Raw genomic sequence first — 26132 nt, 5'->3', positions numbered from 1 at the left:
GGCCACCGCGCCGGCATTTTTTATCGAAAGTGGTCCGAACCATGTCCGCCACCCTAGCCCTTACCGAACAGCTGATCGCCCGCGCGTCCGTCACGCCCGACGACCAGCACTGCCAGCAGATCATGACCGAGCGCCTCGTCGCGCTCGGCTTCGAATGCGAGACCATCGCGTCGCACGGCGTGACCAACCTGTGGGCCGTCAAGCGCGGCACCGACGGCCGCGACGGCAAGCTGCTCGCGTTCGCGGGCCACACCGACGTCGTGCCGACCGGCCCGCTCGAGCAATGGACCTCTCCGCCGTTCGTTCCCGCGCATCGCGACGGCAAGTTGTACGGCCGCGGCGCGGCCGACATGAAGACGTCGCTCGCGGCATTCGTCGTCGCCTCCGAGGAATTCGTCGCGGCGCACCCCGGCCACCGCGGTGCGATCGCGTTTCTGATCACGAGCGACGAGGAAGGCCCGGCCACCGACGGTACCGTGAAGGTTGTCGAGCTGCTCGAAGCACGCGGCGAGCGTCTCGATTACTGCATCGTCGGCGAGCCGACGTCGACCACCGAACTCGGCGACGTCGTGAAGAACGGCCGCCGCGGCTCGATGTCGGGCGAGCTGATCGTCAAGGGCGTGCAAGGCCACATCGCCTATCCGCACCTCGCGAGGAACCCGATCCACCTGCTCGCGCCGGCGCTCGCGGAGCTCGCCGCCGAACAGTGGGACGAAGGCAACGAATACTTCCCGCCGACCACCTGGCAGGTGTCGAACCTGCACGCAGGCACCGGCGCGACCAACGTGATCCCCGGCCACGCGGACCTGATGTTCAACTTCCGCTTTTCGACGGCCAGCACGGTCGAGGGCCTGCAGGCCCGCGTGCACGCGATCCTCGACAAGCATGGCCTCGAGTACACGCTGAAGTGGTCGGTGAGCGGCCTGCCGTTCCTCACGCCGCGCGGCGACCTGTCGAACGCGCTCGAGAACGCGATCCGCGCCGAAACGGGCCTCACGACCGAACTGTCGACGACGGGCGGCACGTCCGACGGCCGCTTCATCGCGCGCATCTGCCCGCAGGTGATCGAATTCGGCCCGCCGAACGGCAGCATCCACAAGATCGACGAACACATCGACGTGCGCTTCGTCGACCCGCTGAAGAACGTGTACCGGCGCGTGCTCGAACAACTGATTGCCTGACGGAGCCCCGCATGACGACACCTTTTGCAACCGTTCGCGACCTGCTGCGCTATGCGGTCACGCGCTTCTCGAAGGCGAAACTCGCGTTCGGCCACGGCTCGGACAACGCGTACGACGAAGCCGCCTACCTCGTGCTGCATACGCTCGACCTGCCGCTCGACACGCTCGAGCCGTTCCTCGACGCGCGCCTCTTGCCCGACGAAATCGCGGCCGTACTCGCGGTGATCGAGCGACGCGCGACCGACCGCGTGCCGGCCGCGTACCTCACGCATGAAGCATGGATGCATGGTCACCGCTTCTACGTCGACGAACGCGTGATCGTGCCGCGCTCGTTCATCGGTGAACTGCTCGACGACGGGCTGCAGCCGTACGTCGCCGATCCCGAGCAGGTCGGCGCGGTGCTCGAGCTGTGCACCGGCTCCGGCTGCCTCGCGATCCTCGCGGCGAGCGCATTCCCGAACGCCGAGATCGACGCGGTCGACCTGTCGGACAAGGCACTCGAAGTCGCGGAAATCAACGTGCGCGACTACGGCCTCGAAGACCGCATCGGGCTCTACCGCGGCGACCTCTACGCACCGCTGCCCGCGTTCCGGACCGATCCCGACTCGCGCTACGACGTGATCCTGACGAACCCGCCGTACGTGAACGCTTCGTCGATGGCCGCGCTGCCGCCCGAATACCGGCACGAGCCCGAGATGGCGCTCGCGGGCGGCGACGACGGCATGGACATCGTGCGGCGCATCGTCGCCGAAGCGCACAAGTGGCTGCACGACGACGGCGTGCTCGTGGTCGAGATCGGCAACGAGCGCGAGCACGTCGAGGCCGCGTTCGGCGGCCTCGAGCTCACGTGGCTGCCCACCAGCGCAGGCGACGACGCCGTGTTCCTGATCCAGGCATCGGACCTGCCGCGCAAAGCCTGACGACACGCCGCGATCCAACCGTGCGGTACGGCACACCGTTGTCCCGCACGGTTGGGTAAGATGCGCGTAAGCGGCCGTCGCGCCGCACGACTTCAGGAGTCCGTCACGCGCCCATGACCCTCGACTGGCTACATCTCGGCACCCTGATCCTGGCCATCCACGTGCTCGGGATCATCGGGGCGTGTCATGCGATCATGAACACGCGCACGTCGCAAGGCGCGATCGCGTGGGCCGTGTCGCTCGCCGCGATGCCGTACCTGACGCTCATTCCCTATCTGTTCCTCGGCCGCAGCAAGTTCTCCGGCTACGTCGACGCACGGCGCCACGAGCTGGAGGCGCTACGCACGCACACGCCGCTCGCGCCGTGGACCGATGCGGACGCAACCGACGGGCCGGCCGCCGAAGCGATCGGCCGCGCCGCCATGCTCGCGCTCACACGGCTCGGCGGAATGCCGTTCGTCGGTGGCAACGCGGTGCGCACGCTCGTGAACGGCGATGCGACCTTCTCGGCGATCCTGTCGGCGATCGACACCGCACGTGATTACGTGATCGTCCAGTTCTTCATCGTGCGCGACGACGCACTGGGCCAAATGCTGCGCGACGCACTGCTCGCCCGCGCGGCGGCCGGTGTGCGCTGCTACGTGCTGTACGACAGCATCGGCAGCTTCGACCTGCCGCACAGCTACGTCGACACGCTGCGCCGCGGCGGCGTCGAGGTCCATCCGTTCGCAACCCACCGCAAGTTCGTCAACCGCTTCCAGCTCAACTTCCGCAACCATCGCAAGATCGTCGTCGTCGACGGCAATCGCGCATTCGTCGGCGGCCACAACGTCGGCGTCGAATATCTCGGCGCGAATCGCCGCCTGTCGCCATGGCGCGACACGCATATCGAGATCCGCGGGCCGGTGGTCGCCAGCATTCAGTACGTGTTTGCCGAAGACTGGCACTGGGCCACGCAGACGCTGCCGCCGCTCGCAGCACCGCCGCAGGCGCTGCCCGACGACGCGATGCATTGCCTCGCCGTGCCGATGGGGCCGGCCGACAAACAGGAAACCGGCTCGCTGTTCTTCGTCGAGGCGATCAACGCCGCGCGCGAACGCGTGTGGATCACGACGCCGTATCTGATACCCGACGAAGCGGTGATCGCCGCGCTGAAGCTGGCGGTGATGCGCGGCGTCGACGTGCGCATCCTGATCCCAAGCCGGCGCGACCACTACGTCGTGTTCGAGGCGTCGAAGCTCTATGCGCGTGATCTCGTCGACGCGGGCGTCAAGGTGTTCCGCTACCGGCCCGGATTCCTGCACCAGAAGGTCGTGCTGATCGATCGCGTCGCCGCCGCGATCGGCAGCGCGAATCTGGACAACCGCTCGTTCCGGCTCAACTTCGAAATCATGGTGCTGACCGTCGATCGCGCGTTTGCCGACGAGGTCGAGGCCATGCTCGACGCCGATTTCGCGCAAGCCTACGAAGTCGATGCGAACGAATATCGGCACTCGCCCGCGTGGCGGCGCATTGCGATGCACGTGGCACGCCTGTTCGCACCGATCCTGTAGCAGCCGAGCGAGCGCCCGACGCGCGCTGCACGGAAGCGGCACACGCTTTCGCGGCGCTCGGCTCGCCACCACGGCCACTGCCCGTTCGGTCCGGACGGCCCGCCCGGCTGCGACGCGTTACAACAGCTTCTCGATATCCGCGGCGATTTCCTCGGGCTTGGTCGACGGTGCGTAGCGCTTGACGATCCGCCCGTCACGGTCGATCAGGAATTTCGTGAAATTCCACTTGATCGCCTTCAGGCCGAGGATGCCGGGCGCCTCGTCGGTCAGGTAGCGGTACAGCGGATGCGCGTGGTCGCCCTTCACGTCGATCTTCGCGAACATCGGGAACGTGACGCCGTAGTTGCGCTCGCAGAACGCGCCGATCTGCGAGGCGTCGCCCGGCTCCTGCTTGCCGAACTGGTTGCACGGGAAGCCGAGCACGAAGAAACCGCGCGCCGCGTACTGGTCGTACAGCTTCTGCAGGCCCGCATACTGCGGCGTGAAACCGCACTCGCTCGCGGTATTGACGATCAGCAGCACCTTGCCGCGGTACGCATCGAGCGACGCCGGCTGACCGGCGAGCGTCTCTGCGCTGAACGAATACAGGGTGGACATCGGGCACTCCTTTTACGAAACCGGATCGACGTGGAGTCTAGGCCAAATCGCGCCGTTGCGGCACCTGCCGAACGGCCGATATCCGGGGCGACGCGCGTGCAGTCTAGAATAGCGGTTTTGGTCAGTCATTCCCGCCGTGATCCGTTTCAATCAGTTCAGCCTTGCGCGCGGCACCAAGCCGCTGTTCGAGTCAGCCTCGTTCGTGCTCAATCCCGGCGAGAAGGCCGGCCTGATCGGCGCGAACGGCGCCGGCAAATCGACGCTGTTCTCGGTCCTGCGCGGCGAGCTGCATTCCGACGCCGGCGATTTCGCGATGCCGCCGTCGTGGCGGATCGCGCACGTGTCGCAGGAAACGCCTGCGGTCGACCGTTCCGCGCTCGACTACACGCTCGACGGCGACACCGCGCTGCGCGAGATCGAGGCGCGGATCGCCGCCGCCTCGGCCGCACATGACGGCGCCGCCGAAGCCGACGCGCATGCGGCCTTCGCCGACGCCGACGGCTATACCGCACCCGCGCGCGCCGAAGCGCTGCTGCTCGGCCTCGGCTTCACGCTCGCGCAGACGCGCGAATCGGTCGCCAGTTTCTCCGGCGGCTGGCGCATGCGGCTGAACCTCGCGCAGGCGCTGATGTGCCGCTCCGACCTGCTGCTGCTCGACGAACCGACCAACCACCTCGACCTCGATGCGATCGTCTGGCTCGAAGACTGGCTGCACCGCTACGCCGGCACGCTCGTCGTGATCTCGCACGACCGCGAATTTCTCGACTCGATCTGCAACGTCACGCTGCATCTGGAAAATCGCCAGGTGAAACGCTACGGCGGCAATTACTCGCAGTTCGAAGTGCTGCGCGCGCAACAACTGGCGCTGCAGCAAAGCGCATACGAAAAGCAGCAGAAAACGATCGAGCACCTGCAGAGCTTCGTCGACCGCTTCAAGGCCAAGGCGACCAAGGCCAAGCAGGCGCAAAGCCGGATGAAGGCGCTCGAGAAGATGGAGCTGATCGCGCCCGCGCACATCGCCTCGCCGTTCACCTTCGAGTTCCGCACACCCGACGCCGCGCCGAATCCGATGATGGTGATGGAGGATGTCCGCTGCGGCTACCACGCCGACGACGGCGGCGAGATTCCCATCGTCGAACGCGTGACGCTGTCGATCCAGAACGGCCAGCGCATCGGTCTGCTGGGCGCGAACGGCCAGGGCAAGTCGACGCTGATCAAGACGCTGGCCGGCACGCTCGCGCCGCTGTCGGGCCAGGTGCGCGACGGCAAGGGGCTGACGATCGGCTATTTCGCGCAGCACCAGCTCGAAACGCTGCGCGAGGACGATTCGCCGCTCGCGCATCTTGCACGGCTCGCCCCCGATACGCGAGAGCAGGAGCTGCGCGATTTCCTCGGCGGCTTCAATTTCTCGGGCGATATGGCGACGAGCCCGGTGGGCCCGTTCTCGGGCGGCGAAAAAGCGCGGCTCGCACTCGCGCTGATCATCTGGCAGAAGCCGAACCTGCTGCTGCTCGACGAACCGACCAACCACCTGGACCTCGAAACGCGTCACGCGCTGACGATGGCGCTCGCGCAGTTCGAAGGCACGCTGATCCTCGTCTCGCACGATCGCCACTTGCTGCGCGCGACCACCGACCAGTTCATGCTCGTCGCGAAGCACCGTCTGCAGCCGTTCGATGGCGACCTCGACGATTACCGCGATTGGCTGCTGCAGCATGCGGCCGAGCAGCGCGCGGCCGCGAAGGCCGACAGCGCGGCGGCAGCGGGCGCGGATCCGGGCGTCAATCGCAAGGATCAGAAACGTCAGGCGGCCGAGGAGCGCCAGCGGCTGTCGCAGTTGAAGAAGCCGCTGCAGAACCGCATCACGAAACTCGAAAAGGAAATGGAAACGTTGCACGCGGAGAAGGCGCGCCTCGACGCGTTCGTGGCCGATCCATCGAGCTACGAGGCCGCGCGCAAGACGGAACTGACCGACGCGATCCGCAAGCTCGGCGAGGTCAATACGCGGCTCGAGACGGTCGAGGCGGACTGGCTCGCAGCGCAGGAAGAACTCGAGCAGATCGGCTGAACGCTGCCTCGGGCGCCGTCGGCCGATCGTTGCATTGGCCACGCGCGGCATCGCCGTGCTGGGTGAGCGCGCGACGCACCGCCCCGGCTGCGCCTGGCTCGGAAACGACAAGGCCGGGCACCCTGGCCCGGCCTTGTCGTCATTGTCGCGTTCGCCGTCGTCGCATCAACTGCCCGTCGGCGCCGCCCGTTCAACGCCGTGGCAACGTATCGCGCGGCATCTGCTCGTCGTCGCCCATCAGATGGCGCCGCCCTTCGGTCGGCCGGCGGATCGCCGCGGCGACCTCCGCCTCCGTCACGTCTTCCGACACGACCCGGCGTGCCAGGCGCCCTTCGTCGTCGATCCACTCGACGATTCGGCATCCACCGCCCCACGGCTGAACGATCGGCTCCGACACGCGGCAGCCGCGCAGGTTGTAACTGCGTCCGCCCGACGTTTCCCCATACTGTTTGAACATAGGTTCCCTTCGCATTGCGCGGTTCGACAATGCGCCCAAGGATAGGGAAAAGCGATGTCCGGCGGGTTACATCAGCCTACATATTCTTTACAACGAATTACGCGACAGATCGCCGTCGGCCGGCGCGCACGATCATTCGAGATCGCGCACGCGGTCGATCGCCTGTTCGATGCGCTCGACGGCCATCACGTTCAGCCCTTCGATCGGCTGTTTCGGCGCGTTCGCCTTCGGAATCAGCGCCGCCGTGAAACCGAGCTTCGCCGCCTCGCGCAGCCGCTCCTGGCCGCGCGGCGACGGCCGGATCTCGCCCGCCAGCCCGACTTCGCCGAATACGATCAGGCCCTTCGGCAGCGCCTTGTTGCGCATCGACGAATGGATCGCAAGCAGCACCGCGAGGTCGGCGGCTGGTTCGGTGATCTTCACGCCGCCCACCGCGTTCAGGAATACGTCCTGGTCGAAACACGCGATGCCCGCGTGCCGGTGCAGCACCGCGAGCAGCATCGCGAGCCGGTTCTGTTCGAGGCCGACCGCGAGCCGGCGCGGGTTCGGCACGTGAGCCGTATCGACGAGCGCCTGGATTTCGACGAGCAGCGGGCGCGTGCCCTCCTGCGTGACGAGCACGCAGGAACCGGGCACGACCTGTTCGTGCTGCGACAGGAACAACGCGGACGGATTCGCGACACCGCGCAGCCCGCGCTCGGTCATCGCGAACACGCCAAGCTCGTTGACCGCGCCGAAGCGGTTCTTGAACGCGCGCACGAGCCGGAACGACGAATGGGTGTCGCCTTCGAAGTACAGCACCGTGTCGACGATGTGCTCGAGCACGCGCGGGCCGGCGAGGTTGCCCTCCTTCGTCACGTGCCCGACCATGATGATCGCCGTGCCGGACTGCTTTGCGATGCGCGTGAGCTGCGCCGCGCACTCGCGCACCTGCGCCACCGAACCGGGCGCCGACGTCAGCGCTTCGGAATAGACGGTCTGGATCGAGTCGATGACGGCGACGTCCGGCCGCTCCGCGTCGATCGCGGCCTGGATCTTCTCGAGCTGGATCTCGGCGAGCAGCTTCAGCTCGGCCGCGGGCGCGCCGCCGTCGAGCAGCGCGAGCCGTTGCGCGCGCAACGCGATCTGCGCGGCCGATTCCTCGCCGCTGATATAGAGCGCACGACGCTCGCTGGCGATGTCCGCGAGCGACTGCAGCAACAGCGTCGACTTGCCGATGCCCGGATCGCCGCCGATCAGCACGACGCCGCCCGGCACCAGCCCGCCGCCCAGCACGCGGTCGAATTCGCCGATGCCGGTGGAAAAGCGCGGCACGTCGGCCGCCTCGATGTCGACGAGCCGCTGCACGGGCGCGCGCTTCGCGAGCGACTGGAAGCGATGCGCGGCGGGCGACTCGGCGACCGATTCGACGAGCGTGTTCCAGGCCTGGCACGACGGGCATTGCCCCTGCCACTTCGGAGTTTGTCCGCCGCACTCGCTGCAGACGTAGACGGTTTTCTGTTTGGCCACGCGTGCTGCCCTTATTCCGCGCGCACCGGTACGCGGCTCGCGACCGCGCACATCAGTTCATAGCCGATCGTCCCGCAATGGCGCGCGACGTCGTCGATGGGCAGTGCGTTGCCCCACAGCTCGACCCGCGCGCCGACGCCGGCTTGCGGGCACGGCGTCAGGTCGACGGTAATCATGTCCATCGACACGCGGCCGACGATCCGCGTGCGGATCCCGTCGACGATCACCGGCGTGCCTTCCGGCGCGACGCGCGGATAACCGTCCGCATAGCCGCACGCGACGACGCCGATGCGCATCGGCGCCGGCGCGGAGAACGTCGAGCCGTAGCCGATCGCCTGCCCCTTCCCGATCGTCTGCACGGCGATCAGCTCGGACGCGAGCGTCATCGCGGGCTTCAATCCGGTATCGGCAATATCGGCCGACTGCCCCGACGGCGATGCGCCGTACAGCACGATCCCGGGCCGCACCCAGTCGAAATGCGTATCCGGATGCCACAGCACCGCCGCCGAATTCGCGAGACTGCGGGCACCGGCAATGTTTTCCGCACCGCGCTCGAACGTCGCGAGCTGCTCGGCCACGCCGCGCTCGTTGTCGGCATCCGAAAAATGGGTCATCAACGTGATCTGGCCGATGCCGGGGCACGCACGGGCGCGCTCCCACGCGGCGCGGTATTTCTCGGGCACGTAGCCGAGCCGGTTCATCCCGCTGTTCATCTTGAGCTGCACGTTGACGGGCTTGGACAACCGCGCCGTCTCCAGCATCCGCATCTGCTCGTCGTTGTGGACGGTGGTCGTCAGGCTGTAGCGGTCGATCACGTCGATGTCGGTCGAGCGGAAGAACCCTTCGAGCAGCAGGATCGGGCCGGCCCAGCCGAGCTCGCGCAGCTTCACGGCCTCGTCGAGGTCCAGCAGGCCGAAGCCGTCGGTGCCGCGCAGGCCGGGAAACACGCGCGCGAGACCGTGGCCGTACGCATTGGCCTTGACGACCGCCCAGACCTTGGAGGGGCCGGCATATCGGCGGACGACGGAGAGATTGTTCGCGAGAGCGGCGGTATGGATGGTGGCGGAGATCGGGCGCGGCATGGGAAATTTACGTAAAGACGCTTGCGAATCATCAGCTTACCGCGCCTTTTGAGCACCGAAGCCGACAATTTGCGGAACGATCGGGGAATCTTGCTAGTCCGAATTGCCGTATTTTCGTGTTATAAAGCCGTGCGCACAACCCATTTCGAACGGAATAAGCCGATCGCATACCAGGCGGCCTACGCGGCCCTGCCGCAGCGACGAAAGCATCGCATCAGATGAAAAAAGGTTTTTACACCATCATGGCCGCGCAGTTTTTCTCGTCGTTGGCCGACAATGCGCTTCTCATCGCCGCCATCGCCCTGCTGAAAGACCTCCACGCCCCCAACTGGATGACACCGCTGCTCAAGCTGTTCTTCGTGTTGTCCTACGTGGTGCTGGCGGCCTATGTCGGTGCGTTCGCCGATTCACGCCCGAAGGGCCGCGTGATGTTCATCACCAACTCGATCAAGGTGGTCGGCTGCATGATCATGCTGTTCGGCGCCCATCCGCTGATCGCGTACGGAATCGTCGGGTTCGGCGCCGCCGCGTATTCGCCCGCGAAATACGGCATTCTGACCGAGCTGCTGCCGGCCGACAGGCTCGTCGCCGCGAACGGCTGGATCGAAGGCACGACCGTCAGCTCCATCATCCTCGGCACCGTGCTCGGCGGTGCCCTGATCAGCCCGCACATCGCGTCGCACGTGATCGCGCACACGCCAGCGTGGATCGCCACGCCCGCCGAAGCGGCGATGGTGATCATCATGGCGATCTACGTGATCGCCGCCATCTTCAACCTGCGGATCCCCGATACGGGCGCGCGCTACCCGAAGCAGGAGCGCGGCCCGGTCAAGCTTCTCACCGACTTCGCCGACTGTTTCATGGTGCTCTGGCGCGACAAGCTCGGGCAGATTTCGCTCGCGGTCACGACGCTGTTCTGGGGCGCGGGCGCGACGCTGCAGTTCATCGTGCTGAAGTGGGCCGAAGTCTCGCTCAACATGTCGCTGTCCGAAGGCGCGATCCTGCAGGCCGTGGTCGCGGTCGGCGTCGCGGGCGGCGCGATCGCCGCCGCCGCGCGGATCCCGCTGAAGAAGTCGCTCACGGTGCTGCCGGTCGGCATCGTCATGGGCATCGCCGTCATGCTGATGGCGTTCTACACGCGCGACCTGTTCCCGTCGCACTGGGCCGTGCACTTCGGCCACCTGCGCCTGCCGGCGTACCTGATCGTCGCGTACATCTTCCTGATCTGCGTCGGCGCGCTGTCCGGCTACTTCGTGGTTCCGATGAACGCACTGCTGCAGCATCGCGGCCACGTGTTGCTGTCGGCCGGCCACTCGATCGCGGTGCAGAATTTCAACGAGAACCTCTCGGTGCTCGTGATGCTGTGCCTGTATGCGGTACTGGTCTGGCTCGACGTGCCGGTCGGCGTCGTGATCGTGCTGTTCGGCACGTTCGTCTGCCTGACGATGTGGCTCGTGATGCGCCGCCATCAGGCGAACCAGCGTCAGTTCGACTCGGTCGCGCTGATCGGCGAATCGCGGCACTGACGCTACACTTCCCGTTTTCGTCCGTCGGCGCCGGTCTTCGAACCGACGCCTTGCCATCATGACGCACCCGATACCCAACGTCCTGACGATCGCCGGCTCCGACTCGGGCGGCGGCGCGGGCATCCAGGCCGACCTCAAGACGTTCTCCGCGCTCGGTGCGTACGGCGCGAGCGTGATCACCGCGCTGACCGCGCAAAACACGCGCGGCGTGACCGGCGTGCACGCGCCGGACGCCGCGTTCGTGACCGCGCAGCTCGACGCGGTGTTCGACGACATCCGCATCGACGCCGTCAAGATCGGCATGCTCGCGAACGCGGCGATCGTGCACGCGGTGGCCGACGCGCTGCGGCGTTACGCGCCGCGCTTCGTCGTGCTCGATACGGTGATGATCTCGAAGAGTTCGCACGCGCTGCTCGCGCCCGATGCGGTCGACGCGTTGCGCGACATGCTGCTGCCGCTTGCGACCGTCGTCACGCCGAACCTGCCCGAAGCGGCCGCCCTGCTCGGCGATGCGCCCGCGACGACCGAGGACGAGATGGTCCGGCAAGGCCGTGCGCTGTTGCAGACCGGTGCGCGCGCCGTGCTGATGAAGGGCGGCCACCTGCCCGACGCGGCCGCGAGCCCCGACTGGCTCGTCGACGCGGCGCATACGGTGCGGTTCGACGGCGCGCGGGTGCCGGTCAGCAACACGCACGGCACCGGCTGCACGCTGTCGTCGGCGATCGCCGCACTGCTACCGCAACAACCTGATCTCGAGTGCGCGGTACGCGAAGCGAAGGCCTATCTGAGCGGCGCGATCGCCGCGAGCGGCCAGCTCGACGTCGGCCACGGCGTCGGGCCCGTCCATCACTTCCATCGCTGGTGGTAAGCGCCGGCCGACACGGCGTCAGTGGTCCTGCGCGGCGAATGCCCGCGCACGCGCCGGCCAGTCGTCCGGAACGATGAAGCCGCGCGCCGTCTCGCGCCATACGCCGTCTCCATCCTGCCGGTGCACGCCGATCAGCGCAGGCGCCTGGCGCGCCGTCAATACGGACGGCAGCGCGTGCGACTGCGCCAGCGGTTCGGGCGCGGCGTCGGCTGTCACCCGCCGAGGCGCTAGCCACGCCAGCCGCGGCAGCACGTTCCAGGCTGCACCGTCGGGCTGCGCGGCCGCCCACGCCGGCCACTGCGCATGCGTGAGCCAGAAACCGCGCGGGTGATCGGCCGCGATTTCGGCGGCGACCGGCGCCTGCGGCACGCCGTGCGGATAGAACAGCCAGCCCTTGATGAACATCTGCGCATCGGACGGCGCGCCGTATCCGAGCAATGCGAACCCGTGGCGATCGCTCAACCGCAATTGATGCTCGAGCAAGCGGCTGCGCTTGCGGTCGAGGCGGTCGACGAGATTCGGCCCGACGAAATCCGCGAGCGATGCGTCGCCGTCCACTGGCGCGCATAGATAGCACTTCACCGCGAGTTCCCAGTGCAGGCGCTGCCCGCCGGGCGCATCGACGAGAAAATCGACTTCGCCGAGCGTCTTGCCGTTGCTGCGCAGCGGCAGATTGGCCGCGACGAGCCGCAGCGACGGCCCGTGCGTGAGGAAATATTCGAGCAGGCATTCGGCATAGCGGCCGAGTCGCACGGGCCGCAGCGCGTCCAGCGCGCGGTGCAGCGGCTGCGGCGCGGCGTCGAGCGCGACGAGCCATGCTTCGACGGCCACCCGCTCGACCGCGTCCGTCCATGGATGTGCAAGCGGCGCGCCGGGGGCCGCCGTGAGCAGGCTCGGGCTCGCGAGAAGCCAGCCCAGATCGCGAACCGCGGCATCGTGCAGCGTATCGACGAACGCGAACGCCGCGCCGCGCGTCATTGTCCGGCCGGCCCGATCGCGTCGGCACTCTCCGCCTGCCGGAACGTATCGCGCGCCAGGCACAGGTCGGCCCACGCCTTCGATTTGTCCTGCAGGCTGCGCAGCAGATACGCAGGATGGTAGGTGACGATGACCGGCACGCCTTCGTACGCGTGCACGCGGCCGCGCAGCGACGCAATGCTGGCGTCCGTCTTCAGCAGCGTCTGCGCGGCGAAGCGGCCGAGCGCGACGATCAGCTTCGGCTTCACGAGCGCGACCTGGCGCTGCAGGTAAGGCTCGCAGCGCGCGACCTCGTCCGGCTCCGGATTGCGGTTGCCGGGCGGCCGGCACTTGATCACGTTCGCGATGTAGACGTTCTCGCCGCGCTTGAGCGCGAGCGACTGCAGCATGTTGTCGAGCAGCTTGCCGGCCTGGCCGACGAACGGCTCGCCCTGCTTGTCCTCGTTCTCGCCGGGCGCTTCGCCGATCAGCATCCAGTCGGCCTCACGATCGCCGACACCGAATACGGTATTGGTGCGCTTCTCACACAGGCGGCAGCTCGTGCAGCCGGCAACGCGCGCGGCCAGCGCATCCCAGTCGAGCATCGCCACCGGCTCTGCGGCGGGACGCGGTTCGGTCGTCGGCAGCGGAGCGCCGGACGGCGCCGCGTCGAACCACGCGAAATCGTCTTCGGTGACAGGCGGCATGTCGTCTGCGGCCGGCGCGGGCCGGGTGGACGCGCGCTCGCCATCGCTCGCGACACGCGCGGCCGATCGGGCTTCGCCTGCCAGTGCCGCATCGCGCGCGGCTGCACCGGCCGGCGGCGTATCGTCACGTGCGGACGCGCGCGTCGCCGGCGGCTGCGCGTCGCGACGCTGCTCCGCGACCGTCCCGGGCGTTGCCGCGACCGTTGCGGTCGCAACGGCGGGCGCGTCGGCCCGCGCGCCGGATGCGGCCGCCGGCGCTGCACCCGCTTCTTCGCGTTGCTCACGCTGCCCGCGCCGCACCCATATTTGCGCGAGCCCCATTTCCTCGAGCGCTGCTTCAGCCCACGCCATGCGCGCCCCCTTCGTCCTTGTTCAGCGTCAGACGCATCACGATCGCGTCTTCCCTGCCGCGATGCCGCGCCGGATAGTAGTTCTTGCGCCGGCCGATCGTCACGAAGCCGAAGCGCTCGTACAGATGGATCGCGCGCGGATTCGACGGCCGCACCTCGAGCAGCACGCCGTCGAGCCGTTCGGCGCGCGAGATCCGCACCGCTTCGCGCAGCAGCGCGAGGCCCGCGCCCGACTGCTGGGCGGCCGGCGCGACGCACAGGTTTAGCAGGTGCATCTCGTCGATCACCGGCATCAGCACGCAATAGCCGACGAGCGTGCCCGTCACGTGCCGCAGGCACACGCCGAAATAGCCGTTGCGCAGCGAATCCTCGAAATTGCCGCGGCTCCACGGGAATTCGTACGCCGCCTGCTCGATCGCGACGACTTCGTCGAGATCCGTATCCGTCATCGGCGCCAGATAGCGATCGCTCAACAATACGCCTGTCATCCTTTCGCTCCGCCCGTCTGCGCGGCGCGCGCCGCGGTGCGTTCCGCGGTGGTCTGCGCAACCTTGTCGCGCACGTACTCCGGCGCAGCCTGGTCGGCCGGCACCGTACGGCCGGCACGGAATGCCCGCAGCGCGGCATGCGCGACCGCCAGCGCATGCGGCAGCGCGTCGCCGTCGATCACGGCCGCGGCAGCCGCGGCCGGCAGTTGCGCGCCGAATGCGGCCGCCGCGTTGCCCGCGAGCGTAAACGGCGCGTCCGGCACGCCGACGGCACCGGGCGCGTCGAGCGACGCCGGGTGCAGCGTGCGCCAGTCGCCCGCGTGGTCGTCCCACGCGAAGTCGGCCCAGTACGCTTCGTCCATCCGCGCATCGAGCGCGGCCAGCACGCGCGTCGTGCCGGGCGCGCGCAGCCGCGCATGCTCGGCGCACGCGAGCAGCGTGCTGACCGGCACGACCGGCAGCCCGCGCCCGAACGCGAGACCCTGGGTAATGCCGGTCGCGGTACGCAGCCCGGTGAACGAGCCGGGGCCCGCGCCGAACGCGATCGCGTCGCAATCGGCAAATGCGAGCCCCGATTCGGCGAAAAGCTCCTGGATCGCCGGCAGCACGCGCGTGCTCGACACGGCGCCCGTCAGCTCGTGGCGGACCCAGGTTTGCGGGGGGGAAGCGGCGTCATCGGCGAGAACCGAGCGCAGCAGCGCGACCGAGCAGTATTCGGTCGACGTATCGATGGCGAGGAGCACTGTTTGCGTCATGGCCGACATTGTAATGCGGCACCGCGCTCCGACGGGCGATCCGACCAGGCCGCGATGCGCGCGCCGCGCGGCCGGCGGTTTGGAAGGATCGCTCGACCCCGCGCGGCGCGGCGCTTGTTAAGATCGCCCGACTGGAAACCCTTACGGAGACACACGATGAGCGAACTCACCGCCCAATTCGACCAGGCCCAGGCCGACGTCAAGCAACTGACCGAGCGACCGGGCAACCTGACGCTGCTGCGCCTGTACGCGCTCTTCAAGCAGGCGACCGACGGCGACGTGCACGGCGACAAGCCGGGCTTCACCGACATCGTCGGCAAATACAAGTACGACGCATGGGAAGCGCTGAAAGGCACGTCGCAGGACGCGGCGAAGCAGCAATACATCGAGCTCGTCGAATCGCTGAAGAACGGCACGGCGTCCTGACCTGCCGCCGGCCACCGCAATAGACAATCAAATCAGTGGCGCAGCGCAGCAAAACTCTTTATAATGCTGCCTGCGTCATCCCCGCGCTCGGCTCGCAAGCCGTTCCGGCACGACGCCTCGTAGCGTTAAGCTCCAATCCGGTTTAGAACCTGTCCCCTCCTGCTTCGACCCTCGCGGTCGTCACTTATCAGGCTGGCGGCCCCGCTCCAGAAGCGCGCCGCACCCAAAACAGCTTCTAATGCCTCATCCGCCGAATGGTCGGCGGATTGCACCCGTTTCCCGATTTGCTCGCTGAATCCGACGACTTGGGTATGCGCGATTGGCGCCGACGTTTCACCCACTGTGTTTCAAGGATTGTTATGACTTCGAGCATCAACACCAGCCCGCTCAACGCGATCGCCGACCAGGCGCTCGGTCTCGACGCCGCCGCACCGGCCGCGGTCGAACCGGCGTCGGACGAGCCGACTTTCGCGTCGCTCGGGCTGTCGCCGGAGATCGTCTCCGCGCTGCAGGCCGCCGGCTACGCCAAGCCGACGCCGGTCCAGCAGCGCGCGATTCCGGCCGGCATCGCCGGCCGGGACCTGCTGGTTTCGAGCCCGACCGGTTCGGGCAAGACGGCCGCATTCATGCTGCCCGCGATCGAACGTTTCGCGCAGCTTCAGAAGGCGCAGGCGCAGCAACCGCGCGCGCCGCGCGAACCGAACCAGGGCGACCGCCGTGCGCGCCGCCCGCAACCCGTCGCCCGTCCGGGCCTGCTCGTGCTGACGCCGACCCGCGAACTCGCGATGCAGGTCACCACGGCCGCGTCGACCTACGGCAAGCATCTCAAGCGCCTGCGCACCGTCAGCATCCTCGGCGGCGTCGCTTACGGCCAGCAATTGATGCTGCTCGCGAAGAACCCCGAGATCCTGGTCGCCACGCCGGGTCGCCTGCTCGACCACCTCGAGCGCGGCCGCATCGACCTGTCCGAACTGAAGATGCTCGTGCTCGACGAAGCCGACCGCATGCTCGACATGGGCTTCATCGACGACATCGAAACGATCGTCGCCGCGACGCCCGAGTCGCGTCAGACGATGCTGTTCTCGGCCACGCTCGACGGCAAGATCGGCTCGCTGACGAGCCGCCTGCTGAAGGATCCGGAGCGCATCGAGATCACGGCGAAGATCGAGTCGCGCGCGAACATCGCGCAGACCGTGCACTACGTCGACGACCGCGATCACAAGGATCGCCTGCTCGATCACCTGCTGCGCGACGACGCGCTCGACCAGGCGATCATCTTCACGGCGACCAAGATCGACGCCGACCAGCTCGCCGGCCGCCTTGCCGACGCCGGCTTCCAGTCGGCCGCGCTGCATGGCGACCTGCCGCAGGGCGCGCGTAACCGCACGATCCGTGCGCTGCGCGAGCGCCGCGTGCGCGTGCTGGTTGCGACCGACGTCGCGGCGCGCGGCATCGACATCCCGGGCATCACGCACGTGTTCAACTACGACCTGCCGAAGTTCGCGGAAGACTACGTTCACCGCATCGGCCGTACGGGCCGTGCCGGTCGCTCGGGTACCGCAGTGAGCCTCGTGCATCACGCCGAACAGGGCGCGCTCAAGCGCATCGAGCGCTTCGTGCGCTCGCCGCTGCCGGTCAACGTGATCGAAGGCTTCGAGCCGCGCAAGGCTCCGCCGCGCAACGATCGCGGCATGGGCGGCCGCGGCCGTCCGGGCGGCGGTAACGGCGGTCGTCGTTTCGGCGGCAAGCCGGGCGGCGGTCATGGCGGCAACGGCCGCAGCTACGGCGGCGGCAATGGCGGCGGCTGGAGCGGCAAGCCGGGCGGCAGCCGTGACGGCGGCCCGCGTCGCGATGGCCAGCGCAGCAGCGGCCCGCGTCGCAGCAATTCGGCGTCGTAAGCACGCCCGGGCGGCCCTGCGCCGCCCCGCTCATCCGGCAGACCGGCGCATCCGCGCCGGTTTTTTTTCGCCCCGCACCAAATTTCACGATGTGGAAAATTTTTTTGCGTCGTAAAAAATCATGCTGCGCGGCACAACCTGGCAATTGCGAGATGGGAAAAGCCGTTTCTTATTGCGAAACAAAAATGGCAAACCATTGATTAATAACGATTAAAAAGTTTCGAATTCGCTGCAACAAGCTCTGTTTCGCTCCGGCCGGTTTGCCTAGACTCTTATACAAGACTTCGCGAAACGGCACGCGCCTCGCCCCGTTTCGACAACGGCATCAGCACCGTTCGATTCGACCGATTCGGCAACACACCGCATCAAGGAGCTCATCATGTCGCGACAGCAACAGGCACAGGAACTGCAAAAGCAATGGGAAACCGATCCGCGCTGGAAGGGCATCAAGCGCAGCTACACGGCCGAGGACGTCGTTCGCCTGCGCGGCTCGATCGTCGTCGAGCACACGCTGGCCAAGCGCGGCGCAGAAAAATTGTGGAACCTCATCAATGAAGAGCCGTTCGTCAACGCACTCGGCGCACTGACGGGCAACCAGGCAATGCAGCAGGTGAAGGCCGGCCTGAAGGCGATCTACCTGTCCGGCTGGCAGGTGGCCGGCGACGCGAACGTCGCGGGCGAAATGTACCCGGACCAGTCGCTGTACCCGGCGAATTCGGTGCCGCTCGTCGTCAAGCGCATCAACAACACGCTGACGCGTGCCGACCAGATCCAGTGGTCGGAAGGCAAGAACCCGGGCGACGAAGGCTACGTCGATTACTTCGCGCCGATCGTCGCGGATGCGGAAGCCGGCTTCGGCGGCGTGCTGAACGCATTCGAACTGATGAAGGCGATGATCGAGGCTGGCGCATCGGGCGTCCACTTCGAGGACCAACTCGCGTCGGTGAAAAAGTGCGGCCACATGGGTGGCAAGGTGCTCGTGCCGACGCGCGAAGCGGTCGCGAAGCTCACGGCCGCGCGTCTCGCCGCCGACGTGATGGGCACGCCGACCGTGCTGGTCGCGCGCACCGACGCGGAAGCCGCGGATCTGATCACGTCCGACATCGACGACAACGACCAACCGTTCCTGACCGGCGAGCGCACGGTCGAAGGCTTCTTCCGCACGAAGCCGGGCATCGAACAGGCGATCTCGCGCGGCCTCGCGTATGCGCCGTACGCCGATCTCGTCTGGTGCGAAACGGGCAAGCCGGATCTCGAGTACGCGAAGAAATTCGCGGAAGCGATCCACAAGCAGTTCCCGGGCAAGATGCTGTCGTACAACTGCTCGCCGTCATTCAACTGGAAGAAGAATCTCGACGACGCGACGATCGCGAAGTTCCAGAAGGAACTCGGCGCGATGGGCTACAAGTTCCAGTTCATCACGCTGGCCGGCTTCCATGCGCTGAACTACTCGATGTTCAATCTCGCGCACGGCTATGCGCGCACGCAGATGAGCGCGTTCGTCGAACTGCAGCAGGCCGAGTTCGCGGCGGCGGACAAGGGCTTCACGGCCGTCAAGCATCAGCGCGAAGTCGGCACCGGCTACTTCGACGCGGTCACGCAGACGGTCGAGCGCGAAGCGTCGACGACCGCGCTGCACGGCTCGACCGAAGACGAACAGTTCTTCGACGGCAAGAAGGTCGCGTAACGCGAAAAAGCGTCACGCCGATGCCCGCTCTTCACACGATGGCGCGGCAGCGGCGGCACCGAACGACAATCAGGGAGGAGACGGCAGGCGCGCGGTGACCCGTGCGACCCGCCGCGCGGCCTGCGGCCGCCAGCATCGATGCGCGCCGGCTTCGTCCGGCGCGCCTTTTTTCAGCGGCGCTGCCATGCCGCCGCCCGCGCGGCCATACACGGCGCCGCGACTACCGATAGACGATCACCGGAATTTTCGTATGGGTCAGCACGCGCTGCGTTTCGCTGCCGATCAGCAGGCTGCCGAGCCCGCGGCGCCCGTGCGACGCCATGAAGATCACGTCGCAGCCGCCGCGTTCGGCCGCCTCGATGATGCCGAGATACGGCGACGGATGCACGCTGGTCCAGGTGTCGCAGGCGACGCCGGCCGCCTTCGCGGCCGCCTGCACGTCGTCCAGGTGCGCGCGCGCCTCGCGCTCGCTGCGCGCCCGGAAATCGGCGGGCGGCTCGATGATCACTTCGGAAAACGGCGAGTATGGATACTGCGGCAGGCACGCATAGGCCGTGACCTGCGCGCCGACCGCGCGCGCCAGGTCGATCGCGCCGTCGATCGCCTTCTGCGACAGCTCGGAACCGTCGGTTGGAACGAGGATGTGCCGGAACATCGCGCCCTCCTGCGTCAGTCGCACCGCGCGCGCCGCGAGCCCGTGCGGGCCGGCCCCGGCGCATCGCGCATGCCAGTTTCGATTGTAGTGCGCGAAACCGGGCGGCCGGCACCGGCAGCGGGTTCGCCCTCATATCGGAAACGCGCGGACGCGCGCGCCCTACTCGCCCCAATACCCGGGCCGCTCGTACGTATGTTTCAGGTAGTCGAGAAACAGGCGCACGCGCAGCGGCAGATGGCGGCGCTGCGGAAATACCGCGTGGATGCCGATCGGCGGTGCCGCGAACGCATCCAGCACGCTGACGAGACGCCCGGCCGCGATGTCGTCGCCGACCTCCCACCACGACCGCCATGCCAGGCCGTAACCGGCGAGACACCACTCGTGCAGCACCGCGCCGTCCGAGCATTCCATCGTGCCGCTCACGCGGATCGACACGACCTTGCCGTCCTCCTGAAACGACCAGCCGCGCTGCTGATTCGCGTTCGCGGCGAGTGCGAGGCAGTTGTGGCGCGCGAGCTCGGCGAGCGTGGCCGGCGTGCCGCGCCGCGCGAGATACGCGGGCGACGCCACGCACACGCGCCGGTTCTCGCCGAGCTTGAGCGACACCAGCGACGAATCCGGCAACTCGCCGAGCCGCACCGCGCAATCGAATCCTTCGTTGACGAGATCGACCATGCGATCGGACAGGTCGAGCGTGACCGACACGTCCGGATGCGCGCCGCTGAATTCGGGCACGAGCGGCGCGACGTGGCGCCGGCCGAAACCGGCCGGCGCGGAAATGCGCAGATGACCGCTGGCCTTCACGCCGCCGGCGGACACGCTCGCCTCGGCGTTCTGCATGTCGTTGATGATCCGCTGGCAATCCTCGAGGAAAGCCGAACCCTCGAACGTCAACGTGAGCTTGCGCGTCGTGCGCACCAGCAGCTTGACGCCGAGCCGCTCCTCGAGCGCGTCGAGGCGGCGGCCGATGATCGCGGGCGCGACGCCTTCGGCATGCGCGGCCGCCGACAGGCTGCCCTTCGCCGCGACCGCGGCGAACGTTTCGATCTGTTTGAACCGGTCCATGACTCGCCAGGGCGGCAGTTCCCGCCCTTCAATTCGCTTGAGCGCTCAAGATTATGTATATGAAAGTAAAAGATCAAGTGATGATTAGCCTCTTTTTTAGCATCTGTTATCACGAATAGAATCGACTCGACCTCTGAAACCGGAGCGCAAGGCTATGTCGGCCACAACGACACTCTCCTCTCCCGACGCAATTCTCTTCGACGCATTCGGCACGTTGTTCGACGTGCATGCGGTCGTGGCCGCGGCCGAGCAAATGTTTCCGGGCCACGGGGACCGGTTGTCGCAGCTCTGGCGACGCAAGCAAATCGAATACTCGCAGTTGCGCACGCTCGCCGATCCGTCCGGCGCCCGCTATCGCCCGTTCCGCGACATCACGCTCGACGCGCTGCGCTTCGCCGCGCGCGTGCTCGGCCTCGCGCTGAACAGCGCGGCCGAGAAGCGGCTGATGGACGAGTACGCGTGCCTGTCCACCTACCCCGACACGGTGCCCGCGCTGCGCAAGCTGCGCGCGCTCGAGCCGCGCCCGCCGCTCGCGATCCTGTCGAACGGCAACCCCGAGATGCTCGACATCGCGATCAAGAGCGCCGGCATGACCGGCCTGTTCGATCGCGTGCTGTCGGCCGACGCGGTGCGTGCGTACAAGCCGAGCCCGGCCGCATACGCACTCGGCACCGCCGCGTTCGGCGCGAACCCGCGCGACATCGTGTTCGTGTCGTCGAACGCCTGGGACGTCGCGGGCGCCGCCTGGTTCGGCTACACGACCTTCTGGCTCAACCGCACGGGCGCGCCCGCCGAGGAACTCGGCGTGCCGCCCGACGGCACCGGCAGCGGCATGGCCGACCTGCTCGCATTCCTCGCCACCCCGGCTCCGTCCGGCAGACCCGCGAACCGCGCGCGCCCCGGCCCGGGCGCATGACGTTCGCGGCGCTGCCGCCTTCCCCCTTCACCGAAACCGCAACTGACCGACCAAGGAGATGAGACTCATGAGCACCCCGATCACGCTGCCGCAAGGCATGGCGATCACCGGCGAAATCAAGCCGGGTTACGAAGCGATCCTGACGCCTGAAGCGCTCGCACTCGTCGCGGCGCTGCACCGCGCATTCGAGCCGCGCCGCCAGGCGTTGCTGCAGGCCCGCGTCGAGCGCACCAAGCGCCTCGACGCCGGCGAGCGCCCGGATTTCCTCGTCGAAACGAAGGCGATCCGCGAAGGCGACTGGAAGGTCGCGCCGCTGCCGGCCGACCTGCAATGCCGCCGTGTCGAGATCACCGGCCCCGTCGAGCGCAAGATGATCATCAACGCGCTGAACTCGGGCGCCGATTCGTACATGACGGACTTCGAGGATTCGAACGCACCGAGCTGGACGAACCAGATCGACGGTCAGATCAACCTGAAGGACGCCGTACGCCGCACCATCTCGCTCGAGCAGAACGGCAAGTCGTACCGGCTGAACGACAAGGTCGCGACGCTGATCGTGCGTCCGCGCGGCTGGCACCTCGACGAGAAGCATGTGACGGTCGATGGCCAGCGCGTGTCCGGCGGCATCTTCGATTTCGCGTTGTTCCTGTTCCATAACGCGAAGGAACTGATTGCACGCGGCTCGGGCCCGTACTTCTACCTGCCGAAGATGGAAAGCCATCTCGAAGCGCGCTTGTGGAACGACATCTTCGTCGCCGCGCAGGAGGCGGTCGGCGTGCCGCGCGGCACGATCCGCGCGACGGTGCTGATCGAGACGATCCTCGCGGCGTTCGAGATGGACGAAATCCTGTACGAACTGCGCGAACACAGCTCGGGCCTGAACGCCGGCCGCTGGGACTACATCTTCTCGGCGATCAAGAAGTTCAAGAACGACCGCGACTTCTGCCTGGCCGACCGCTCGAAGATCACGATGACGGTGCCGTTCATGCGGGCGTATGCATTGCTGCTGCTGAAGACCTGCCACAAGCGCAACGCGCCGGCGATCGGCGGAATGAGCGCGCTGATTCCGATCAAGAACGATCCGGAAGCGAACGAAAAGGCGATGGGCGGCGTGCGTTCGGACAAGCAGCGCGACGCGACCGACGGATACGACGGCGGCTGGGTTGCGCACCCGGGCCTCGTGCCGATCGCGATGGAAGAATTCGTCAAGGTGCTCGGCGACAAGCCGAACCAGATCGCGAAGCAGCGCGACGACGTCCAGATCGAAGGCCGGAACCTGCTCGACTTCCAGCCTGAAGCGCCGATCACCGAAGCCGGCCTGCGCAACAACATCAACGTGGGCATCCATTATCTCGGCGCCTGGCTCGACGGCAACGGCTGCGTGCCGATTCACAACCTGATGGAAGACGCGGCCACCGCCGAGATTTCCCGTTCGCAGGTGTGGCAGTGGATCCGCTCGCCGAAGGGCGTGCTCGACGACGGCCGCAAGGTCACTGCCGAGCTCGTGCGCGAGTTCGCGAAAGCCGAACTCGAGAACGTGAAGCGCTCGGTCGGTGGCAACACGCAGCCGTACGAGCGCGCGGCGGCGATCTTCGAACAGATGTCGACTTCGGAAGGCTTCACCGAATTCCTGACGCTGCCGCTGTACGAGGAAATCTGACGACGCGGACGCGCTCGCCCGCTCCGCACGCCGCCGGTCGCCCAACACGGCGGCATGAAAAAAGCGCCCCGCGGGGCGCTTTTTCGTTTTGCCGTGGAGCCGTTCGCCGCGCGGGCGCTCAGGCGGCTTCCCGTTCGCGGCGGTGCTGAACCCAGTCGCCCGACGCAATGCGCGGACGGCCGGCTACCGCATGCGCGGCGACCGGATAGTAGACGCACGCATACTTACGACCGCCAAGCTCGACGGTCACCGGCTCCTGCCGGAACAGTGTGTCGACGCCCGGGTAGATGCGCTCGATCTCGTCGAGCACGGGCACCAGTTGCTCGTCGATCTCGTAGACGTCGCCCCATACGAGCGACTGGCCGGCCGGCGCGGCGACCATGCCCGGATACGTGCCGAAATCGTACAGTTCGCCCGGCAGCGCGGCCGCACCGAGCAGCGTCGGCGCGGCGACACCGTGCCGCGCGGCCGCATGGCCGATGTCGTTGGCTTCTCCCGCTCTCAACGTGCCGTAGACGAATACGTAGCGCATCGTGGTTCTCCTCTTCTATTCAGGTATTGCCGGGCCGGGCCGTCGCCGTCGCGGTCGCGCCGCCAAGGCCGGCGTCGCCGGGGCGCCGCTCGCGCGAGGACGCGCCCGCATTGATAGACCGCGCCGGCGGCCGGATGGTTCTGTTCGGCACGACGCGGCGTGCTCGCCCGAACGCGGCTTGCGTCGGCCGGAATGCGTGCGGCCCCACACAAAGTTCATTTGAGCGGTGCATCATCGGCCGAAAAACCGCCGCATGCGCCAGCGCGGCGCCTTCTAGAATAACGGCATCGCCGCCGCGCCGACCGAATCGTCCATGAATCCGCCAGCCCAAGCCGACGCATCGAATCCGTACGATGTCATCGACATCCCGCCCGAGTTCGCGCCGACGCGCGTCCATCCGATGCGCGTCCGGGCGCGGCAGGTCGATGCCGGCCGCCGGATCCCGCTGCATACGCACGCGTGGGCGCAACTTGCGTATGCGTCGCGCGGCGTGCTGCGCGTTGCGACGACCGGGACGACCTGGATGGTGCCGCCTTCACGGGCGATCTGGGTGCCGCCGCACGTCACGCACGAAGTCGTGATCGTCGAGGAAGCGTATCTGCGCACGTTGTATATCGACGAGTCGGTCGTGCCGGCCGGGCTCGACGCATGCCGGGTCGTCGAAGTGACGGGCTTGCTGCGTGAACTGATCGTCGCGCTCGATGCGCGCGACCTGAGCGGCGAGCGCGAACGGCTGCTGGGCGGGCTCGTGCTCGACGAGCTGCGCCGCGCCGAGCCGCTGCCGCTCGCGGTGCCGATGCCCGACGAAAAACGGCTTCGCATGCTGTGCGAGTCGGTGCTCGCGCAACCGGCGCACGCGGAATCGCTCGAACACTGGGCAAGTGAGGTCGGCGCGAGCACGCGCACGATTTCGCGGCTGTTCAAGCAGGAGCTCGGCGTGAGCTTTTCGCAGTGGCGACAGCAGGCGCTGCTCGCGCGCGCGATTCCGCTGTTGAACCAGGGGCGTCCGCTATCGCATATCGCGCGCGAACTCGGCTACCAGAGCCAGAGCGCGTTTTCGGCGATGTTCCGGCGCGCGTTCGGCGAGAGCCCGCGCGCGTTCATGCTGCGCGGCTACGAGCATCGCGGCGCGGAAGGCAACGTCGCCGCCGACGACATCCCGGACGACGACGCGTTCGGCACCGCACGCTGACCGTCGTCGCGTTGCCTCGGGCCTCGTGCCGTTACGCGTTCAAACCGCGCGCACCATGTGACGGATCGATCCGAGCTGAGCGAGCCGCGGCCCGGTGACGCGGTATCCCAGGCGCTCATAGAGCCGTGCGGCCGGATTGTCGACGAACACGCGCAACTGAAGTTCGCGCAGCCCGCGGGCGCGCGCCCAGCGGTGCGACATGTCGAGCATGTAGGTGCCGGCCCCTTGCCCGCGATGGCCGGCGGCGATCTGCACATCGCGGATGTGCAGCGAGTCGCCCTCCTCGGTCACGCGCAGCACGCCGATCCGCTCGCCATCGGCTTCCAGAATGAAGTTCTCGGATTCGCGCCAGCTCGCATAGAACAGGTCGCTACGCCAGACGAGCCCATGGCGCTTGTAATAGCCGCCCATGTTGCCGTGCGTGAGCGCCTCGGCAAACGGAAAATCGCCAGGCTCTGCTGGCCGGAGCTGATACAACAAACGCAGGTCGGTCGGATCGAGCATCGCGCGGGGGTCAAGTACGCATCCCGCCACGATAGCGCAGTCGCGGGTGGATGCAATCGCGAATTTCTCGTAGCGATGCACGGATCGACGATGCAAATGAAAAAGCCTGCACAAGGCGGGCTTTTTCATTTTTTGGCGGAGCGGACGGGACTCGCCTACACACTGCAGGCCGCGGCTGCGCGTGCACGCGCAGCCCTTCGAGTCCCGCCGGAAGCCGCGCAGGCGGCTTCCTCCGCTCCGCAGTCACACGCCCGCGAGCGGGCGCGATCGACGATGCAAATGAAAAAGCCCGCACAAGGCAGGCTTTTTCATTTTTTGGCGGAGCGGACGGGACTCGAACCCGCGACCCCCGGCGTGACAGGCCGGTATTCTAACCAACTGAACTACCGCTCCAGCTTTCTTCACTCTCGCCCGCAGGACTCGTTCACGTTCCTGCAAGCGTTGCGACACTTCGACTACGAAACGCCGCTGAATCTGGCGTCCCCTAGGGGATTCGAACCCCTGTACTCACCGTGAAAGGGTGATGTCCTAGGCCTCTAGACGAAGGGGACATAATCTTTTCAGATCTGTCTGACTTTC

24 protein-coding genes and 2 tRNA genes are annotated in these 26132 nt (G+C 67.2%); 12 read left to right on the top strand and 14 right to left on the bottom strand.

The window, feature by feature from the left end:
- Window positions 1-41 precede the first annotated feature (41 nt).
- The 3 genes from dapE to cls all read left to right on the top strand — a co-directional run bounded on the left by dapE (window position 42) and on the right by cls (window position 3654).
- Window positions 42-1181, top strand: a complete 1140-nt coding sequence (gene dapE / locus HW466_RS13815; protein WP_060348347.1) for a succinyl-diaminopimelate desuccinylase — start codon at window positions 42-44, stop codon at window positions 1179-1181.
- Between the two features lie 11 nt (window positions 1182-1192).
- The gene (prmB, locus tag HW466_RS13810; protein WP_059448349.1) at window positions 1193-2101 is read left to right on the top strand and encodes a 50S ribosomal protein L3 N(5)-glutamine methyltransferase; all 909 of its coding nucleotides are present in this window, start codon (window positions 1193-1195) and stop codon (window positions 2099-2101) included.
- Between the two features lie 113 nt (window positions 2102-2214).
- Window positions 2215-3654, top strand: coding sequence for a cardiolipin synthase (cls, locus tag HW466_RS13805; RefSeq protein ID WP_151004281.1), 1440 nt, complete (start codon window positions 2215-2217; stop codon window positions 3652-3654).
- A 117-nt stretch (window positions 3655-3771) separates the two neighbouring features.
- Here cls and HW466_RS13800 read toward each other — a convergent pair whose 3' ends face one another.
- Window positions 3772-4251 carry a glutathione peroxidase gene (locus HW466_RS13800; protein WP_059503294.1) on the bottom strand — a complete coding sequence of 160 codons (480 nt, stop codon included), beginning with the start codon at window positions 4249-4251 and terminating at the stop codon, window positions 3772-3774.
- Between the two features lie 136 nt (window positions 4252-4387).
- Here HW466_RS13800 and HW466_RS13795 point away from each other — a divergent pair, with 136 nt between their 5' ends.
- Window positions 4388-6319 (top strand): ATP-binding cassette domain-containing protein, encoded by a 1932-nt coding sequence (locus HW466_RS13795; protein WP_059448352.1) that lies wholly within the window; start codon window positions 4388-4390, stop codon window positions 6317-6319.
- A 190-nt stretch (window positions 6320-6509) separates the two neighbouring features.
- Here the strand turns inward: HW466_RS13795 and HW466_RS13790 are convergent, their stop codons facing one another.
- The 3 genes from HW466_RS13790 to alr all read right to left on the bottom strand — a co-directional run bounded on the left by HW466_RS13790 (window position 6510) and on the right by alr (window position 9367).
- On the bottom strand, window positions 6510-6776 hold the full coding sequence (locus HW466_RS13790; RefSeq protein WP_059770265.1) for a DUF2866 domain-containing protein: 267 nt from the start codon (window positions 6774-6776) through the stop codon (window positions 6510-6512).
- Window positions 6777-6908: 132 nt separating this feature from the next.
- Window positions 6909-8285, bottom strand: a complete 1377-nt coding sequence (gene radA / locus HW466_RS13785; RefSeq protein ID WP_044847946.1) for a DNA repair protein RadA — start codon at window positions 8283-8285, stop codon at window positions 6909-6911.
- 11 nt (window positions 8286-8296) lie between these two features.
- Window positions 8297-9367 carry an alanine racemase gene (gene alr, locus HW466_RS13780; protein ID WP_059448354.1) on the bottom strand — a complete coding sequence of 357 codons (1071 nt, stop codon included), beginning with the start codon at window positions 9365-9367 and terminating at the stop codon, window positions 8297-8299.
- Between the two features lie 218 nt (window positions 9368-9585).
- Here alr and lplT point away from each other — a divergent pair, with 218 nt between their 5' ends.
- Both lplT and thiD read left to right on the top strand, forming a co-directional pair.
- Window positions 9586-10893, top strand: coding sequence for a lysophospholipid transporter LplT (lplT, locus tag HW466_RS13775; protein ID WP_059770269.1), 1308 nt, complete (start codon window positions 9586-9588; stop codon window positions 10891-10893).
- A gap of 58 nt (window positions 10894-10951) precedes the next feature.
- Entirely contained in the window at window positions 10952-11761 is an 810-nt protein-coding gene (gene thiD, locus HW466_RS13770; protein WP_059503300.1) for a bifunctional hydroxymethylpyrimidine kinase/phosphomethylpyrimidine kinase, read from the top strand.
- An 18-nt stretch (window positions 11762-11779) separates the two neighbouring features.
- On the opposite strand, the gene HW466_RS13765 is transcribed toward thiD, so the two are convergent.
- Genes HW466_RS13765 through tsaB form a run of 4 tightly spaced genes read right to left on the bottom strand, consistent with a single transcriptional unit; the run spans window position 11780 to window position 15027 of the window.
- Window positions 11780-12739, bottom strand: coding sequence for a DUF1853 family protein (locus HW466_RS13765; RefSeq protein ID WP_174905916.1), 960 nt, complete (start codon window positions 12737-12739; stop codon window positions 11780-11782).
- Window positions 12736-13776: a uracil-DNA glycosylase gene (locus HW466_RS13760; protein WP_174905915.1), complete on the bottom strand. Its 1041-nt coding sequence runs from the start codon at window positions 13774-13776 to the stop codon at window positions 12736-12738. The genes HW466_RS13765 and HW466_RS13760 overlap by 4 nt, the downstream gene beginning before the upstream one ends.
- Complete coding sequence (gene rimI, locus HW466_RS13755; protein WP_151007346.1) at window positions 13763-14263, bottom strand: ribosomal protein S18-alanine N-acetyltransferase; 501 nt, start codon at window positions 14261-14263, stop codon at window positions 13763-13765. The genes HW466_RS13760 and rimI overlap by 14 nt, the downstream gene beginning before the upstream one ends.
- Window positions 14260-15027 carry a tRNA (adenosine(37)-N6)-threonylcarbamoyltransferase complex dimerization subunit type 1 TsaB gene (gene tsaB, locus HW466_RS13750; RefSeq protein ID WP_059547221.1) on the bottom strand — a complete coding sequence of 256 codons (768 nt, stop codon included), beginning with the start codon at window positions 15025-15027 and terminating at the stop codon, window positions 14260-14262. Before tsaB ends, rimI begins: the two co-directional genes overlap by 4 nt.
- 147 nt (window positions 15028-15174) lie before the next feature.
- Here tsaB and HW466_RS13745 point away from each other — a divergent pair, with 147 nt between their 5' ends.
- The 3 genes from HW466_RS13745 to aceA all read left to right on the top strand — a co-directional run bounded on the left by HW466_RS13745 (window position 15175) and on the right by aceA (window position 19029).
- The gene (locus HW466_RS13745; RefSeq protein ID WP_059503307.1) at window positions 15175-15444 is read left to right on the top strand and encodes an acyl-CoA-binding protein; all 270 of its coding nucleotides are present in this window, start codon (window positions 15175-15177) and stop codon (window positions 15442-15444) included.
- 359 nt (window positions 15445-15803) lie between these two features.
- Window positions 15804-17342 (top strand): DEAD/DEAH box helicase, encoded by a 1539-nt coding sequence (locus HW466_RS13740; protein WP_059503309.1) that lies wholly within the window; start codon window positions 15804-15806, stop codon window positions 17340-17342.
- Window positions 17343-17721: 379 nt separating this feature from the next.
- Entirely contained in the window at window positions 17722-19029 is a 1308-nt protein-coding gene (gene aceA / locus HW466_RS13735) for an isocitrate lyase (RefSeq protein WP_059547220.1), read from the top strand.
- A gap of 220 nt (window positions 19030-19249) precedes the next feature.
- Here aceA and HW466_RS13730 read toward each other — a convergent pair whose 3' ends face one another.
- Window positions 19250-19684, bottom strand: a complete 435-nt coding sequence (locus HW466_RS13730) for a universal stress protein (RefSeq protein ID WP_059464423.1) — start codon at window positions 19682-19684, stop codon at window positions 19250-19252.
- A gap of 159 nt (window positions 19685-19843) precedes the next feature.
- Window positions 19844-20749: a LysR family transcriptional regulator gene (locus HW466_RS13725; protein ID WP_059503313.1), complete on the bottom strand. Its 906-nt coding sequence runs from the start codon at window positions 20747-20749 to the stop codon at window positions 19844-19846.
- 154 nt (window positions 20750-20903) lie between these two features.
- Between HW466_RS13725 and HW466_RS13720 the strand changes: the two genes are divergently transcribed.
- On the top strand, window positions 20904-21665 hold the full coding sequence (locus tag HW466_RS13720; RefSeq protein ID WP_059448366.1) for a haloacid dehalogenase type II: 762 nt from the start codon (window positions 20904-20906) through the stop codon (window positions 21663-21665).
- Window positions 21666-21732: 67 nt separating this feature from the next.
- The gene (gene aceB / locus HW466_RS13715) at window positions 21733-23325 is read left to right on the top strand and encodes a malate synthase A (RefSeq protein ID WP_151005928.1); all 1593 of its coding nucleotides are present in this window, start codon (window positions 21733-21735) and stop codon (window positions 23323-23325) included.
- A gap of 118 nt (window positions 23326-23443) precedes the next feature.
- Here aceB and HW466_RS13710 read toward each other — a convergent pair whose 3' ends face one another.
- A complete protein-coding gene (locus HW466_RS13710) occupies window positions 23444-23857 on the bottom strand; it encodes a gamma-glutamylcyclotransferase family protein (protein ID WP_151005926.1) in 414 nt (137 codons plus the stop codon).
- Window positions 23858-24170: 313 nt separating this feature from the next.
- Between HW466_RS13710 and HW466_RS13705 the strand changes: the two genes are divergently transcribed.
- A complete protein-coding gene (locus HW466_RS13705) occupies window positions 24171-25049 on the top strand; it encodes an AraC family transcriptional regulator (RefSeq protein ID WP_059503315.1) in 879 nt (292 codons plus the stop codon).
- A gap of 39 nt (window positions 25050-25088) precedes the next feature.
- Here HW466_RS13705 and HW466_RS13700 read toward each other — a convergent pair whose 3' ends face one another.
- The 3 genes from HW466_RS13700 to HW466_RS13690 all read right to left on the bottom strand — a co-directional run bounded on the left by HW466_RS13700 (window position 25089) and on the right by HW466_RS13690 (window position 26104).
- Complete coding sequence (locus HW466_RS13700; RefSeq protein WP_059503318.1) at window positions 25089-25553, bottom strand: GNAT family N-acetyltransferase; 465 nt, start codon at window positions 25551-25553, stop codon at window positions 25089-25091.
- Window positions 25554-25869: 316 nt separating this feature from the next.
- A tRNA-Asp gene (locus HW466_RS13695) sits at window positions 25870-25946 on the bottom strand.
- An 82-nt stretch (window positions 25947-26028) separates the two neighbouring features.
- A tRNA-Glu gene (locus HW466_RS13690) sits at window positions 26029-26104 on the bottom strand.
- Window positions 26105-26132: the final 28 nt, after the last annotated feature.

The sequence above is a fragment of the Burkholderia territorii genome, from assembly GCF_902833055.1.
GTDB classification, from domain to species: domain Bacteria; phylum Pseudomonadota; class Gammaproteobacteria; order Burkholderiales; family Burkholderiaceae; genus Burkholderia; species Burkholderia territorii.
This window is presented reverse-complemented; position numbering and strand designations above follow the sequence as displayed.